Source organism: Mesorhizobium sp. M0060 (assembly GCF_040323155.1).
Classification (GTDB): domain Bacteria; phylum Pseudomonadota; class Alphaproteobacteria; order Rhizobiales; family Rhizobiaceae; genus Mesorhizobium.
On record NZ_JAMYUP010000004.1, the window covers coordinates 1 to 15766 of the forward strand.

Genomic DNA, 15766 nt, shown 5'->3' on the forward strand with positions numbered 1-15766 from the left:
GGATTTCTTCGCGGCTATCTGGCGCGCCAGCTTAAGCGCCCGCTCCAAACCTTGGGGAATGTCGATGCCGAACTCAGCCAACAGGCCGCGGATCATGTTCACGAGTTGCGTGCGCTGCTTGACCAGAAGATTGCGTGTGCGGTGAAGCGACAGGGCCGCCTGTTGCTCGGCCGACTTCATCGCCACGAAGCGCATGGTCGGGCGTGTTACCGCTTCGCAAATCGCTTCCGCGTCCACCGCATCATTCTTGCCGCGCTTCACATAGGGCTTCACGTAGGACGGTGGCATCAGGCGGACTTCATGGCCGAGCTCCGTCAGTTCTCGAGCCCAGTGATGTGCCGTCCCGCAGGCCTCCATGCCGATCAGGCAGGGTGGCAACTTGGTGAAGAACGGCAGAACTTGCGATCGGCGCAGGGCCTTGCGCACGACAACGCCCCCAGACGCGTCGACGGCATGAACCTGAAAAATGCGCTTGGCCAGATCAAGGCCCACGGTGGTAATCTGCATGGCGGATGGCTCCTTTGCTCGGGTTGCCTGACAGCAAACCCACTGTGGCACTCAGAGGCCGGGAGCGGGAGCCATCCACCTCATCTGCTTTTGAGCAACCGCAGTCAACGTCGTTGCGGCCGACATGAGGCGCGACGCGGCTATTTACCGAGCGAAAGACCAAGGTCGCATTTGGGCCACGGCTTGCCCTTCAACTTCTTCGAAGGAATGGCAGAGAAGGGCCCGTTTCCCTTCGTTTTCAGCGGGTACCAAGCGTTGGATTAGAACGCGCTGACGTAGAGGCCACCATCCACCGGTATGTTCTGCCCGGTCAGATAGCCGGCGTGGACCGAGCACAGGAAGGCGCAGATCTGGCCGAACTCCTCCGGCGTGCCGAGCCGTTTGGCCGGAACGTTGGCTGCGGCCTGCGCCTTGCGGGCGGCGGCGGCAGCCGGATCTTCGACGCTGCCGGCCTCGTGCGGGCCGCGCAGCCGGTCGGTGTCGAGCTTGCCCGGCAGCATGTTGTTGATCGTCACATTGCGGTCGATCACCGTGCGCGCGACGCCGGCAAGGAACGAAGTCAGGCCGGCGCGGGCGCCGGACGACAGATCGAGGCCGGGAATCGGGACGTAGACCGACAGCGAGGTGATATTGACGATGCGGCCGAAGCCGCGCGCCGCCATGCCGTCGATCACGGCCTGAACCAGTTCGACAGGGGTCACCATGTTCTGGGTGACGCCTTCGAGGATCTTTTCACGGTCGAGCGCACGGAAATCGCGAAACGGCGGACCGCCATTGTTGTTGACGAGGATATCTGGATCGGGGCAGGCGGCAAGCAGCGCCTTCTGGACCCCGGGCTTGGATACGTCGCCGACGATCTCGGTCACCTTGACGCCGAATTTCTCGCGCAGTTCAGCGGCGGTTTTGGCCAGCTGATCGGCGTTGCGGCCGTTGACGACCAGATCGCAGCCTGCCTCGGCCAGTGCCATGGCGCAGCCGCGCCCCAGGCCTTTGCTCGAAGCGCAGACTATGGCCTTCTTGCCGCGAATGCCGAGGTCCATGGTGATTTTCTCCTCTGATTGCCGCGGCAACCTACCCGTATGGCTGGACCAATCGCAACCGTCATACGGTTGTTGCATGAATCGGGGCATAGCCTCACGCGAAAGCAACGGTGACAAATGATGTCCGGCGCAGAGCCCCGCACTTTCCGCAGCATGTTCATCTCCGACGTCCATCTCGGATCGAAGGCGGCGAAGGCCGAATTCCTGATCGATTTCCTGCGCCATCACGATGCCGATATCATTTATCTCGTCGGCGACATCGTCGACGGCTGGCGCCTGAGACGAAGCTGGCATTGGCCGCAAAGCCACAACGACGTGATCCAGAAATTGCTGCGCAAGGCGCGCAAGGGCGCCAGCATCACCTACATAGCCGGCAACCATGACGAGTTCGCGCGCCAGTTCCAGGGCGTGCATTTCGGCGGCATCGTCGTCGCCGACCGTGCCATCCACGAGACCGCCGACGGCAAACGCCTTCTTGTCATCCATGGCGACCAGTTCGACACCGTCGTCCACAATGCGCGCTGGCTGGCCTATCTAGGCGACTACGCCTATGACGCGGCGATGCTGGTCAACCGCGTCATCACTCGCCTGCGCCAAGTGCTCGGTCTACCTTACTGGTCGTTCTCGTCCTGGGCCAAGGTCAAGGTCAAGAAGGCGGTGAATTTCATCGGCTCGTTCCAGACCGTGCTGACCGAGGAGGCGCGCCGCTCGCATGTCGACGGCGTGATCTGCGGGCACATCCACCATGCCGCGATCGAAAGCTACGAGGACGTGCAATACATCAACACCGGCGACTGGGTGGAAAGCTGCACGGCGGTGGTCGAGCATTTCGACGGTCAGATGGAGATCCTGCACTGGGCGCATGTCCTGCCTGAAACGCCGGTCGGCGACGAAGTGCTGGTGCCGATCGACATCAAGGGCAGGGCAGTCCAGGCGGCTTGACCAACCCCGGCCTCATCGCGCTTTAATCGGTTAGTCCAACGGTTTCATCGACTTTTTCGCCGTGTTATGCAGCGGCAGGTGTGGTGGGCCGACCCGGCCAAATGCCGTGCCGACGGATCGCCTGTTGATGTCCTCGCTGCCGCCGCTTTCGCCCGAACAGCTCGTCAAGCCACGCCATTTCGAACTGCGCATGAGCTTGATGTTCTTTACGCTTTTTGTGCCGCTCGGAACGCATGTGCCCTATTTCCCGCTGTGGCTGCAGGCGAAGGGGTTCCATGCCGAACAGATAGCCGTGATCCTCGCCGCGCCGATGTTCCTGCGCGTGTTGACGACGCCTTTTCTTACCGCGCTGGCAGACAAAGCGAGGGACCGCGCCAATGTCTATGTCGCGCTGGTCGCCGCATCGCTGATCCTGTCGGCTGGTTACTTCCTGCCGCCGACCTACGCAATGGTACTTGCCGTATCGTTGGCGCTGACGGTCGTCTGGACGCCGCATTCGCCGATTGCCGATTCGCTCGCCCTTTCGGGTGTGCGCCGCTTCGGTTCCAATTACGCAAGCATGCGCAAATGGGGCTCGATCTCTTATCTCTGCGCCAATCTCGCCGGCGGTTTCATCCTGTCGGCGAGCGGTGCCCAGGCCGTCCCGGTGATCATCTTCGCGGCGTTGTGTGCCGCGCTAGCCGCCGGGCTGATTGCGCCGCGCCTCGGCCGCCCGCGCCGCGCCTCGCCACTTTCGGCCGCCGATATCCAGCAATCGGCACCGAAACTCCTCAACCCGTACTTCCTCTATTTTTCGACGGGCGTCGGCGTCATCACCGCCAGCCACGCGTTTCTCTACGGCTTCGTGTCGATCTACTGGAAGTCGATCGGCATCAGTGATTCGGTTGTCGGGTTGCTGTGGGGGTGGGGCGTTGTCGCCGAGATCTGCATGTTCGTCGTCTTCACCCGCGCTTTTGCCTCTTTCTCGGTCGTGTCGATCATGCTGATTGCCGGGATAGGCGCGATCGTGCGCTGGATCGCCTTCCCGCTGATCTGGCCGCTTGGCCTTGGCGTCGGCGGATTTTTCGCAATCCAGACGTTGCACGCGGTTTCGGTGGCACTGGTGCTGATCGGCCTGCAAAAGATGATCGGTGAGACGGTCTCGGAAGAACGCACCGGGGCCGCACAAGGCATCGCCTATTTCTCCAACGGCTTCTTCATGGCCGTGGCGACGCTCATTTCAGGCCCTCTTTATGACCGCTTCGGCGCGAACGGCTTCTTTGCGATGATCCCCATCGCCCTGACGGGCCTGGCGCTGATCGGGCTTGCGGCGCGTTCAACCCCACAGCGCCGGCTCGGGCGGTGACACCAGCGAACCTTGGTAGACGAGACCGGGAACGCGGTCGCGGGCTAGCAACAACGGACCGTCGAGATCGACGAAATCGGCACCCTGCGCTAATAGCACGGCCGGCGCCATCGCCAGCGATGTGCCGACCATGCAGCCGACCATGACGCCAAGACCCAGTTCGCGGGCGCGCTCGCGAAGAACGAGTGCTGCGGTCAGGCCGCCCGATTTATCGAGCTTGATGTTGACGGCGTCGTAGAGGCCGACAAGGGCTTCGAGGTCCTTCGCCTGGTGCACGCTTTCGTCGGCGCAGATCGGCACCGGATGCGCGATGTGGCGAAGAATATCGTCATGTCCCGCCGGCAGCGGCTGTTCGATAAGGGCGATGCCGTGCCCGGCGGCAAAGGCGAGGTTTTCCACGATGTTGCCGTTCGTCCAGCCCTCATTGGCGTCGAGGATGATGCGGCTGTCGGGTGCTGCCTCCGCCACCGCGCGGATGCGGGCGATGTCGTTGTCGCCACCGATCTTGACCTTGAGCAGCGGGCGCTTGGCATTTGCGCGGGCCTGCGCCGCCATCGCCTCCGGCTCGGCGAGCGACAGTGTGTAAGCCGTCTCAAGCGCCCGTAACGGAACGGCGCGTATCATATGCGCCACCGGTGTTCCGCTGATCTTCGCTTCCAGGTCCCAGAGCGCACAGTCAATGGCGTTGCGTGCCGCGCCGGCAGGCATGGCGTCGAGTAGGGCGGTGCGGCTGATGCCGCCCGCGATCTCACCGCGCATCGCCTCGATCGCGTCGCGCACACCCTCCATGATCTCGCCATAGCGTTTGTAGGGAACGCATTCGCCGCGCCCGATATGGCCGCCTTCGCTGATGGTGCAGGAAATCACCTCAGCCTCGGTCTTCGAGCCGCGTGAAATGGTGAAGGTGCCGGCGATGGGAAAGCGCTCGGCCTCGACCGAAATGACACGCGCCATATTTTTCTGCTCCGGCTGTGCAACAAGGAGGATGTCGGCAAATCGACAGGTCGGCCCCGTCAGGCTAAACAGGACGCCATGTTGACCATCCGCAAACGCGAGGCAAGCGGCACTGCCAAGGAGCCCGACCACCAGCCGCGCATCGCGATCGGCGAAGAGGGCGGCGTTCTCGGCTGCGCTTTCTCGGGAAGCTGGACGACACGTACCGTGGCGCTGGTCGACGCCGAGATGCGCAAGATCGAGAAGCGCAGCGGCTTCAAGACGCTGGCGCTCGATCTGTCGCAGATCGAGAAGATGGACACTGCCGGCGCCTGGCTGATCGATCGTCTGGTCAGCAGCTTCGAAAAGAAAGGCGTCGAGATCACGATGCAGGGGCAAAGCGAGATTGCCTCGATCCTGCTCGGCGCCGTCGGCGATGCGGTTCGACGCGAGCCCGAATCCGGTCCGGCAAAGCCGCCCAACTTCATCATTCGCGGGCTCGAGGCGGTTGGCCGGCGCGTCTATGAGATGCGCGACGATTTCCTGGCCGCAATGAACATCCTCGGCGCCACGATACGCGGCTCGCAGATGAAGCTTGGCCGCGGCCATGCCGTCAACATGGCGGCGATCTTCAACCAGATCGATCGCATGGGCGTCGGCGCCATACCCGTGGTGGTGCTGATGTCGGCCATCGTCGGCGCGATCGTCGCCCAGCAAGGCGCCTATCAGCTCAGCTATTTCGGCGCCGATATCTTCGTCGTCGACCTGGTCGGTGTGCTGATCCTGCGCGAACTCGGCGTGCTGATGACGGCGATCATGATCGCCGGCCGTTCGGGCAGCGCGATCACCGCCGAAATCGGCTCAATGAAGATGCGCGAGGAGGTCGATGCGCTGAAGGTCATCGGTCTCAATCCGATCGGTGTGCTGGTGTTCCCGCGGCTGGTCGCGCTGGTCATCGCGCTGCCTTGCCTGACGATCATCGCCAATTTCGCGGCACTTGGCGGCGGCATACTGGCTGCATGGCTCTATTCCGATATTGCACCGGCGGCCTTCATCGACCGGCTGCGCGTCGCCATCGACCTCAGCACCATTTTTGCCGGCCTGATCAAGGCGCCGTTCATGGCCATGATCATCGGCACGATTGCCTCGGTCGAAGGCATGAAGGTTGGCGGCAGCGCCGAATCGCTCGGCCAGCACGTGACCGCCTCAGTGGTGAAGTCGATCTTCGTGGTCATTATCCTCGACGGGCTTTTCGCCATGTTCTATGCAGCAATCGAGTTCTGACATGGCGCTGCCGGGCACAAACTCGACCAAGGTGGCGGAGAAAGCCAAAGAAGACGAGATCGTGCTGTCGGCGCACGACATCACGGTGTCCTTCGCCGATAAGGTCATTCTCGACAAATTGTCGCTCGATATCTGGCGCGGGGAAATTCTCGGCTTCGTCGGCGCTTCCGGTGCCGGCAAGTCCGTCCTCCTGCGTACCATCCTTGGCCTGACGCGCAAGCAATCGGGAACAATCAAACTGTTTGGCGTCGACGTCGAAAAGGCAAGCGAACGGGAGCGCCTTCGCATCGACATGCGGCTTGGCGTGCTGTTCCAGCATGGTGCGCTGTTTTCGGCGCTGACCGTTCTCGAAAACGTCCAGGTGCCGATGCGCGAATATCTCGATTTGCCGAAGAAGCTGATGGACGAATTGGCCATGCTTAAGGTCGAGCTGGTCGGACTGCCGCCGGACGCGGCGCAGAAATTCCCCTCCGAGCTTTCCGGCGGCATGATCAAGCGTGCTGCGCTGGCGCGCGCTCTGGCGCTCGACCCGGACATCGTCTTCCTCGACGAACCGACGTCGGGGCTCGATCCGATCAGCGCCGCGGAGTTCGACGAATTGGTCGTCAAGCTGCGCGATACAATGGATTTGACCGTGTATATGGTCACACACGATCTCGACACGCTGTTTACCGCGTGCGACCGCGTGGCGGTGCTCGGCAACAAGAAAGTGCTGGTCGAGGGCACGATCGACGACATGCTCAGGAGCGAGGAACCCTGGGTAAAATCCTATTTCCGCGGAAAACGCGCCCGGCAACTTGATCTTGCGGCGCGCGCATAGCCATAAGTGAGCAATGGAAACCAGGGCCAACTACGTCATTGTCGGCATTTTCACGCTGGCCGCGATCCTCGCGGCTTTCGCCTTCGTCTATTGGACGGCGGCGATCGGCGACAAGGGTGAGACGACGATACTGCGCGTGCGCATTCCAGGGTCCGCTTCGGGGCTCGGCCGTGGCAGCTTCGTGCTGTTCAACGGCGTCAAGGTCGGCGACGTGCGCCGTGTCTATATCGACGTCGACAATCCGACCGCTGCCATCGCCGACACCGAAATAGACCGGAATACGCCGATCACCAAGTCGACGCAGGCCGATATCGGGCTTGCCGGCCTCACCGGCCAGGCCAACATCGAGCTCAAGGGCGCCGACCCCAAGGAGCCCAAGCTCCTCGACGAGGCGGAAAAGGAAGGCCGTGTCGCCGAGATCGTTGCCAACCCGTCGGCGGTCACCAATCTGCTGCAGACGGCGCAGAACATCTTCACCCGCGCCGACAAGGTCCTTTCGGAGCTCGAAGGCTTCACCAAGGACGTTCGCGGGCCGCTCACGCAGACCGTCAACAATGTCCAGACCTTCTCCGATGCGCTGGCCAGGAATTCGGACGGCGTCGACAAGTTCCTGGCCAGCGTCAGCTCGCTGGCAGACGAATTGAAGGGCGTTTCGGGCAAGCTCGACAGCACCCTGAAGGCGGCGGAAGGGCTACTCAACGCCGTCGACAAGGACCAGATCAAGAGCATCGTCGCCAATGTCGACACTGTCACCACCAACCTCAAGGAAACCAGCAAGCAGTTCGACACGGTCATCAAGAACGTCGACACGGCGGTAGGCTCGATCAACGAGTTCGCCCAGAAGACGCAAGGCACGCTGGCCAAGGTCGACGGCGTTCTCGACGGCATCGATCCGGCTGAGGTTCGCACCGCGCTGGCCAATATCCAGAAGGCCAGCGAAAACGCCAACGAAGCTGCCGCCGACATCGCCAAGGTGACCAACAAGTTCGCCAACCGGGCCGACGACATCGACGAAACCATCAAAGACGCGCACCAGCTCGCAGGACGCCTCAACGATGCCTCGGTGCGAGTCGACGGTATCCTTGCCAAGGTCGACAAACTGCTCGGCTCCGGTCAGGCCGACGGCGTCATGGCCGATGCCAGGGCGACGCTCAAATCGTTCAAGCAGGTCGCCGACACGCTGAATGCCCGCCTCGGTACCATCACCGACAATCTGGCGCGGTTCTCGGGACAGGGGCTGCAAAACGTCGAATCGCTGGTCCAGGACAGCCGTCGTTCGATCAACCGCATCGAAGAGGCCGTGACCGACCTCAGCCGCAATCCACAGCGGATCCTGTCCGGCGGCGAGGGTGAGGTTCGGCAGTTCGACGGCAGGGTGCGCCGTTGACTTCGGCCTGCGCCCACCGCAAGAACATAGCTTGCAGATACGCGTTGTTTCCACGATCCGGGGGGGATCGCGTTTGAAGTCGATCAGTTCAGGCCGCGTCCGATCGAGTGGGTTCAAGGCCGGAGCGGCACTGCTGGCGCTTTCGCTCGCCGGCTGCGCGGCGCTGGGCGGCAAGCCGGCGCCGCTGGATACGTTTGAGCTTTCGGCGCCGTCGCTGGAAGCGCGTGGCCACAGCCGTCGCCAGATCCTCATCGCCCAGCCATCGGCGCTCAAGGCGCTGGACAGCCAAAACATCGTCATCAAGCCATCGCCGCGATCGATCCAGTATCTCAAGGGCGCGCAATGGGCCGACCGGCTGCCGATGATCGTACAGGCGCGGCTGGCAGAGACCTTCCAGCGCTCGGGCAGCTTTACCGGTGTTGGCAAGCCGGGCGAGGGGCTGGCGATCGACTATCAGGTGATCGTCGAAATCCGCTCGTTCGAGGTGCGGGTCGACGGCGGCGAACATGCCGAGATCGAGCTGTTCGTGCGCCTGTTGAACGACCGCAACGGCGAAGTACGGGCGTCGAAGACGTTTAGCGCGACCGCGCCCGTTTCGGGCAGCGGCAACCAGGCCTATGTCGGCGCGCTCGATGCCGCGTTCGGCGATGCGGCCAGGCAAATCGTCAACTGGACGGACACTGTGATCTGAACCGGCCAGACGCCGCCAGGCGCGATCATCCGGGCCGCCGATCTGTTCAGACTCAATCGGCGTAAATGAAAAAGGCGGGAGTTTCCCGCCTTTTTCGTTTGGCCTCTATCGCCCGCTTAGTGCAGGCGGCCGCTGGCGTGGGCCAGCATGGTATAGACCTTGCCGGTATCCGACGTCAGGTAGGTCTGCGCCATGATGTTGTCGCGGTCGTTGCGCGACACGTCCTTGAGCAGCTTTTCGAAATCATCGCAGTAACGGTCGACGGCGGCGCGGAACTCCGCCTCCGACTGATATTTGCGGCGGATCTCGTCGAACGTCTGCTGGCCCTTCAGTGTGTATAGACGCCTCGTGAAGACGTCACGCTCGCCGCGCCGGTAGCGGTTCCACAGCTCGATCGAGGCATCGTGATCGATGGCGCGGGCGATATCGACGGAAAGCGAGTTCAGCGACTCCACGACGTGAAGCGGCGAACGCGGAGCGGGAGCCGGACGCGGCGCTTCGGCAGGCGCTGCCGGCTTGGCGTCGTCTTCGCGCGATGCACCGGTCAGGAGGTCGCGCACCCAGCCGCCCTGCGGCGTGCGGCCGTTTGGTTCGCGCTGGCGCGGCGCTGTGTCTGCAGAACGTTCGAGGTCGAGCGTGCCGCGCAGCGCCGTCTCGCCCGAAGGCGCCTGCGGTGCACGGCGCTGTTCCGGAGCCGGAGCTGGGCGGCGTGGCGGTTCGGCGGCGCGCGCGGCAGGCGCTTGCGGCGCCGGACGGAGGTTGCGCTGCTCCGAACTGTCGGCGCTGCGGCCAGATTTCGCAACGATTTCAGAAAGTTCCTTCAGCGCGTTGATCTGCTCGGAAACGGCACGGCGGATAGCCGTGGTTGATTCCTTTGCCTCTTCCGGCATTTCGATGACGCCTTTCTTGAGCTCGGCGCGGGTGAGGTCGAGCTCGCTCTTGATTGAACCGGCGGTGCGCCGCATCTCCTCGGTCGCATCGGCAAAGCGCTTGGTGGCCGAATCGACCACTTCGGAAATCGCGGTGCGGATCTTGTCGGCGGATTCCAGCGTCTTGCCTTCGGCGTTCTGCAGCGTCTGGCCGACCAGATTCTCGAACGAGCGCATGACCCTTTCGAGATCTTCCGATTTCTTGACAAGGCCGACAGCGAGGTCTTCCAGCGACGATTGCCTTTCGAGCGTGTGCTCGAGGTTGCTCTGGGCCGAGCTCAACAGGTCCGAGGCACTGGACAGCAACCGGCTGTGCTCGTCGAACTTGGTGGCGATAGAGGCAACCTCGCGCAAGGTCGAGGACGACAGCTCGGTGAGCCGCGTCGTATTCGAATCGACCAGGCGCGCCGAGCTGGCGAAGGTCTGCGCGGTCTTTTCCGTGGTCGCCGCGAAGCTTTGTGTGCTGCCGGTCAGGCGTTCGTCGACCTGGCCGAGATTGGTCGCTGCCTGCTCGATCAATTGACCGAGCTGCGAGCTGGAGGTGGTCATGCGGCCGATGAGGTCGGCAACGCTGTCAGCAAGCGTCGAGCGCGCGCCTTCGACGGCCGACAGGGTTTCGGCCGTGCGGCTGGCGAGGGCGTCGACGAGGGCGGCGTTTTGAGTGCGCAGCTTCTCGGTCGCACGTTCGGTGACCTCTTCCATGCTCTTTTGCAGCTCGGAGCCGCCTTGGGCGAAGCGCTCGACCAGAGGTCGTGCCGTCTCGTCCAGGATTTTCGATATTTCGGCCGAACGTGCCGCAAGCATCGTATTGAGCTCGCGAGTATTGGCACCGATGGTCTTTGCGGCGTCATTGGTGCTCTGGCCGATATGCTGGCCGACCGCGGTGAAGGTTTCGGCGATCGTGTTGGCACGCGAGATCAGCTGCGCCTCGGCGTTCGAGACCTGTTCGGTGAGCTTTTGGCCCATTGTCTCGGCGGTGTAGGCGAAGCGGTTCTCGACGCTCACGACCTGCTCCTCGACGCGGGCCGCTGTGGCAGCAGCACTCGATGCCAAGCGTTCGTCGGCGCCGGCAAGCACCTGCTCGATTTCACGGGCATGGACGGCGAGTTCCTGGCCAGTCTGCCTGGCGCGTTCGGCAACCCGCTGCTCGGTGCTGGTGAAGGCGCCGACAATGTTGTCGGCATGTTCGCCGATGGCGGTGCTGCTGTCGGCGATACGGGACACCAGGCGATGATCCGCCTCCTCGAAGATGCGGCCGATCTCGGACGCACGGGCCGAAAGTGCTTCGGAGCCTTCGGCAATGCGCGAGATAAGTTGCTGGTCGGCGGCATCGAAAATGCGGCCGAGATCCGACGCACGTGCCGCGAGAGCTTCGGCGGATTCGCCGATGCGCACACCCAGCCGCTCATCGGCTGTTTCGAAATTGCGCAGGATGTCGCCGGCACGTGCAGCCAGCGACTGGGCCGTTTCGATGGCGCGAGAGACCAGCCTGTGATCCGCCGCGTCGAAGGTACCGGCAATCTCACTTGCTCTGGCTGCCAGCTGATCGGCCGTCTCCTGAGCACGCGCCAGCAAGGTGTTCGACGTGTCGTCGGCGCGGGCAATCAGCGCGCTCGACGTATCCTCGGCGCGTGCGGCGAGGCGGCGATCCGCCTCCTCGAAGGTGCGCGCGATGTCCTCCGCCCTGGCGAGCAGGGCGGTCGAGGTCTGCTCGGCGCGCTCGGCGATCTTGCGGTCGGCATCGCTGAATGCTGCGCCAGCCTGCTCATGCAGCGCGCTGGTGACTTCCATGACCTTCTCGCGCAGCGCTCCGGCGACGAAGACGGCACTTCTTTCGAGCACACTGCGAACGTTGTCGACACCCGTCGACAGCGCCCGCTCCATGGTGCTGGCGCGCTCCTCGATGATGCCTGTCTGCCGGCTGAACGCCTGCTCGATCTTTTCCACGTCGGCAGCAATGGCATCGGAGATGTCGGTGCTCCTGGCGGCGATCTGGTCGATATGGCCGGACAGCGAACGGTCGACATCCTTGCGCGTATCGGCGAGCCTGGAGAGATCGTCCTGCAATGCGCGGGTCAGCATGTCGCGGCCCTCGGTCAGCTTGCCGACATGACCAGCGACGATCTCGTCGACCTCGCTGCGGCTTAATGCAAGCCTCTCCAGGTCGGCTTCCAACGCGCGCCTGAGGATGTCGCGGCCTTCGGCCAGTTTCTCGACCTGGCCGGCAACCAGCCCATCGATGCTCGAGCGGCTTTCGGCCAGCTTGGCGAGATCGTCCTCGAGCGCCTTCGACAGGGTCGAGCGGTCCTGGACGAGCTTCTCGGCGTGGGTTGCGACAAGGCTGTTGACGTTGCCGAGATCGGCTTCCAGCGCACGCGAAAACTGTGCGCGATTGTCGGTCAATAGCTGCGACTGATCGGCGATGGCACCCCTGATCGTGCTGAGATCGGCCTCCAAGGCGCGCCTGAGGATGTCGCGGCCTTCGGCCAGCTTTTCGACCTGGCCGGCAACCAGCCCGTCGATGCTCGAGCGGCTTTCGGCCAGCTTGGCGAGATCGTCTTCCAGCGCGCGCTTGAGGATGTCGCGGCCCTCAGCCAGTTTCTCCACCTGGCCGGCGGCCAGCCCGTCGATGCTCGAGCGGCTTTCGGCCAGCTTGGCCAGATCGTCTTCCAGCGCGCGCTTGAGGATATCGCGGCCCTCAGCCAGCTTGTCCACCTGGCCGGCGACCAGCCCGTCGATGCTCGACCGGCTCTCTGCCAGCCTGGCGAGATCGTCCTCGAGCGCCTTCGACAGGGCCGAACGGTCCTCGGCGAGCTTGTTCATATGATCGGAGACGACGCCCCGCACAGTCTCGAGATCGGTCTCCAGTGCCCGCGACAACTGACCGCGATCCTCCGCCAGCTTTTCGGATTGACTGGCGATGACGCCCTTGACGGTGCTTAGATCGGCTTCCAGCGCGCGCTTGAGGATGTCGCGGCCCTCTGCCAGCTTTTCGACCTGGCCGGAAACCATCACATCGATGCTCGAGCGGCTTTCGGCCAACTTGGCGAGATCGTCTTCGAGCGCCTTCGACAGAGTCGAACGGTCTTCGGCGAGCTTGTTCATGTGATCGGAGACAACGTCCCGCACGGCCTGCAGGTCGCCCTCCAGTGCCCGGGACAACTGGCCACGGTCTTCTGCCAGCTTTTCGGATTGGCTGGCGATGACGCCCTTGATCGCGTTCAGGTCCGATTCCAGCGCGCGCTTGAGAATGTCGCGGCCTTCGGCCAGCTTCTCGACCTGGCCGGCAACCAGCCCGTCGATGCTCGACCGGCTCTCTGCCAGCTTGGCAAGATCGTCTTCAAGTGTCTTCGAAAGCAGGCTGCGATCATCGGCGAGCCTGCCCGAATGATGGGCGATCAGACCTCTGATGTCGGACAGGTCGTTCTCGAGCGACTGGGAAAGCCCGCTGCGGTCTTGCGCCAATTTCGCGGAGTGGGTCTCGATGAGGCTATTAATGCCGGCGATGTCGGCTTCCAGCGCACTGGCGAGTATGGCGCGACCCTCGCCGATCTTTTCGACCTGACCGGCGACAAGGCCGTCGATGCTGGCGCGACTGTCTGCCAGCTTGCCGAGGTCGGCCTCGAGCGCGCGCGAAAGAATGCTGCGGCCTTCGGCGAGCTTGCCGACGTGTCCGGCAACCATTTCATCAATTATCGTGCGGGCTTGCACGAGTTTTCCAGAGTCTTCGTTCAATGCCTGGGCAAGCCTGTTGCGGCCCTCTTCAAGCCTTTCTAGATGGCTGCCCAGCGAAGCGTCGATCGCCGCGCGCGATTCGTTGACCTTGCGCAGATCCTCTTCAAGAGCGCGCGAGATCTGGCCGCGGCCTTCGGCAAGCTTCTGCACCTGGTTGGTCACCGCTGCGTCGATTTCGGCGCGGCCCTCGGCGAACTTCGCCAGATCGGCCTGCATTGCCGCCGCCATCCGGTCGCGGCTTTCGGAAAGCTTGCGGCTGTGGTTTTCGACGGCTTCCTCGATGCCGGCGCGAGCATCGGCAAGCCGCTGGATGTCCGTATCGAAGGAACGCGATACGACATGGCGCGCCGCTTCCATGCGCCCGGCGAAATCGCCGGCGCGGGCTTCAAGCATGGTCGAGGTCGACGAAACGATGTCGGCCATGTCGGCGCCGATCTGGGTCTTGCCCTGATCGATCATCGCCGACAGCGTCTCCTTGCTTTCCTGGAAGGTGTGGGCGATTTCGCGCGCGCGCTCGACCAGCGTCTCGTTGATCTGGCGTGCGCGAGCCTCCAGCGCGGCGTTGAGCTTCTGCGTACCGGTGTCGAGCGCCTCGGCGCGGGTCTGGAACTCGCTGATCAGCGTCTGGCCACGTTCGGCAAGCGTCCGCTCGATGCCGTTGAGGCTGGCTTCGAATTCGGAATTGAGTGTGCGGGCGGCACCGCCGAGCAGCGACACCATGCCGGTCGTGCGGTCGTCGAGCAGGTCGGTCAGCGACCGCGTCAGGCCATCGGTGGTGTCCGTCAGCTTGGCGATGCGGGTGTCGAGCAGGCTGGCAAAGGCCTCGCCCGACGTCGACAGCCGGTCGGTGATCGATTCCAGCCGGCCTTCCACCGAATCGAAGATCGACATCGAGCTTCCGTTGATCCTGTCGATCAGCGTGTCGCCGGATTCGTTGATCGTCATCGACAGCTTGGTCGAGGCGTTGAGAATGCTGTCGCGAATGATATCGCTGGCGGCGTTGATCTCGTCCTTCAGCGTCTCGTGGGCGCCGGTGATCGAGGCGCGCACGCGCTCGGCATGGGTGACGACCGCTTCGCGCTCGCTGCCCAGCCCGTCGACAAGCGAGCGGATGCGGGACTCGTTCTCCGAATAGGAGCGCTCGATCTGGTTCACCTCGCTGTGAACCAGCGTTTCGAGTTCGACTGCACGCGCAAGCGTGCGTTCGATGCCTTCGCCCATGGCCGCCACCTCGCGGCGAACCGCTTGGCCGATCATCATGACGCGGTCCTGGGCAAGATTTTCCGGCTCGGCCAGACGGAAGGCCACCTCGGTCATCGACTGCGCGGCAAGGCGCATCTCCTGAGCGCGGCGAATCATCACTGCGAATGCCCAGAACAGGATGACGGGCACGATTGCCGCGACCGCCAGGCCGATCAGCTCAGGACGGGCGAAAAACTGATCGACGGTGCGGATGTTCCAGATGCCAGGTCCGAACAACAGGTTCGCGAGCCCACCGGCGCCGGCGATCCAGGCCAGCGAAACAAAAGCCACGACCCAATAGATCGTGTTCGAGGCGCGCAGATTGAGGGTGTGCAGAAGCGTCTTATAGTCTTTTTGGCGATCGTCATTGGCCGGCGAGAAAGCGGCCGGCTGCGAGCCATTGCGCGTCGCAACGGGGCGCAACTCAGCCGGCTTGGCTTTTGGCGCGGGGTTTGCGTTCTGGCTTTGATTGGCGGCAGGTGCCGCGTTCTGGCTCTGGTCGGGGGCAGGCGCCTCGTTCTGGCTGCGACCTTCGCGCGCCAGTTCGTCGGCGGCTTGCGATATCTGCGCTTCCAGATCTTCCATGGATGCCGCGATGTCGAAGTCGCCGCCGGCATCGCCGCTCAGATCGATATCAAGTGCCTTTTCGAGTTCCCTGGCTACGTCGCTGTCGAGCGTTCTCGTCGTCGTTGGTTTCTTCGCCATGCCTTCGCTACCCTGTACAAGCTGCCGCGGGACTTATGTTCTGCTTATTGATTCTGCCTAGCGTGTCCCGCGCAGGAGGCTGAAAATGGACCTGTCGTATCGTAATGACACAGCGGGGTAAAGAAAACATGCATTCCGCCCGATACGTAAAACTTTAAATATAAGGTTAACGAAGCCGTGATTTCGGCGCCGTTATCGCGACATTT

10 protein-coding genes are annotated in these 15766 nt (G+C 63.2%); 6 read left to right on the top strand and 4 right to left on the bottom strand.

Annotated elements, in window-relative coordinates:
- Both NKJ94_RS05495 and NKJ94_RS05500 read right to left on the bottom strand, forming a co-directional pair.
- Window positions 1–507, bottom strand: a 507-nt coding sequence (locus NKJ94_RS05495) for an IS110 family RNA-guided transposase (RefSeq protein WP_352523415.1), incomplete at its 3' end; no start/stop codon positions are given.
- Between the two features lie 260 nt (window positions 508–767).
- Window positions 768–1547, bottom strand: coding sequence for an SDR family oxidoreductase (locus tag NKJ94_RS05500; protein ID WP_352523416.1), 780 nt, complete (start codon window positions 1545–1547; stop codon window positions 768–770).
- Window positions 1548–1700: 153 nt separating this feature from the next.
- On the opposite strand from NKJ94_RS05500, the gene NKJ94_RS05505 reads away from it, so the two are divergent.
- Both NKJ94_RS05505 and NKJ94_RS05510 read left to right on the top strand, forming a co-directional pair.
- On the top strand, window positions 1701–2489 hold the full coding sequence (locus tag NKJ94_RS05505) for a UDP-2,3-diacylglucosamine diphosphatase (protein WP_502904172.1): 789 nt from the start codon (window positions 1701–1703) through the stop codon (window positions 2487–2489).
- Window positions 2490–2616: 127 nt separating this feature from the next.
- On the top strand, window positions 2617–3834 hold the full coding sequence (locus NKJ94_RS05510) for an MFS transporter (protein WP_352523418.1): 1218 nt from the start codon (window positions 2617–2619) through the stop codon (window positions 3832–3834).
- Here the strand turns inward: NKJ94_RS05510 and dgcA are convergent.
- Complete coding sequence (dgcA, locus tag NKJ94_RS05515; protein WP_352523420.1) at window positions 3805–4788, bottom strand: N-acetyl-D-Glu racemase DgcA; 984 nt, start codon at window positions 4786–4788, stop codon at window positions 3805–3807. The two genes, NKJ94_RS05510 and dgcA, sit on opposite strands and share 30 nt — an antisense overlap.
- A gap of 78 nt (window positions 4789–4866) precedes the next feature.
- Between dgcA and NKJ94_RS05520 the strand changes: the two genes are divergently transcribed.
- From NKJ94_RS05520 to NKJ94_RS05535, 4 genes are all read left to right on the top strand, one after another.
- Window positions 4867–6051 carry an ABC transporter permease gene (locus NKJ94_RS05520; protein ID WP_352523421.1) on the top strand — a complete coding sequence of 395 codons (1185 nt, stop codon included), beginning with the start codon at window positions 4867–4869 and terminating at the stop codon, window positions 6049–6051.
- Between the two features lies 1 nt (window position 6052).
- Window positions 6053–6871: an ABC transporter ATP-binding protein gene (locus NKJ94_RS05525; RefSeq protein WP_352523423.1), complete on the top strand. Its 819-nt coding sequence runs from the start codon at window positions 6053–6055 to the stop codon at window positions 6869–6871.
- 13 nt (window positions 6872–6884) lie between these two features.
- Window positions 6885–8258 (top strand): MlaD family protein, encoded by a 1374-nt coding sequence (locus NKJ94_RS05530; RefSeq protein WP_352523425.1) that lies wholly within the window; start codon window positions 6885–6887, stop codon window positions 8256–8258.
- An 82-nt stretch (window positions 8259–8340) separates the two neighbouring features.
- Window positions 8341–8949: an ABC-type transport auxiliary lipoprotein family protein gene (locus NKJ94_RS05535; protein ID WP_352523844.1), complete on the top strand. Its 609-nt coding sequence runs from the start codon at window positions 8341–8343 to the stop codon at window positions 8947–8949.
- 116 nt (window positions 8950–9065) lie between these two features.
- On the opposite strand, the gene NKJ94_RS05540 is transcribed toward NKJ94_RS05535, so the two are convergent.
- Window positions 9066–15560: an apolipoprotein A-IV repeat region-like domain-containing protein gene (locus NKJ94_RS05540; protein ID WP_352523427.1), complete on the bottom strand. Its 6495-nt coding sequence runs from the start codon at window positions 15558–15560 to the stop codon at window positions 9066–9068.
- Window positions 15561–15766 lie beyond the last annotated feature (206 nt).

What these genes read in the sequence shown, in the direction of transcription:
- NKJ94_RS05500 (WP_352523416.1), bottom strand. Translation starts at nt 1,547, where the DNA reads ATGGACCTCGGCATTCGCGGCAAGAAGGCCATAGTCTGCGCTTCGAGC.
- NKJ94_RS05505 (WP_502904172.1), top strand. Translation starts at nt 1,701, where the DNA reads ATGTTCATCTCCGACGTCCATCTCGGATCGAAGGCGGCGAAGGCCGAA.
- NKJ94_RS05510 (WP_352523418.1), top strand. Translation starts at nt 2,617, where the DNA reads ATGTCCTCGCTGCCGCCGCTTTCGCCCGAACAGCTCGTCAAGCCACGC.
- dgcA (WP_352523420.1), bottom strand. Translation starts at nt 4,788, where the DNA reads ATGGCGCGTGTCATTTCGGTCGAGGCCGAGCGCTTTCCCATCGCCGGC.
- NKJ94_RS05520 (WP_352523421.1), top strand. Translation starts at nt 4,867, where the DNA reads ATGTTGACCATCCGCAAACGCGAGGCAAGCGGCACTGCCAAGGAGCCC.
- NKJ94_RS05525 (WP_352523423.1), top strand. Translation starts at nt 6,053, where the DNA reads ATGGCGCTGCCGGGCACAAACTCGACCAAGGTGGCGGAGAAAGCCAAA.
- NKJ94_RS05530 (WP_352523425.1), top strand. Translation starts at nt 6,885, where the DNA reads ATGGAAACCAGGGCCAACTACGTCATTGTCGGCATTTTCACGCTGGCC.
- NKJ94_RS05540 (WP_352523427.1), bottom strand. Translation starts at nt 15,560, where the DNA reads ATGGCGAAGAAACCAACGACGACGAGAACGCTCGACAGCGACGTAGCC.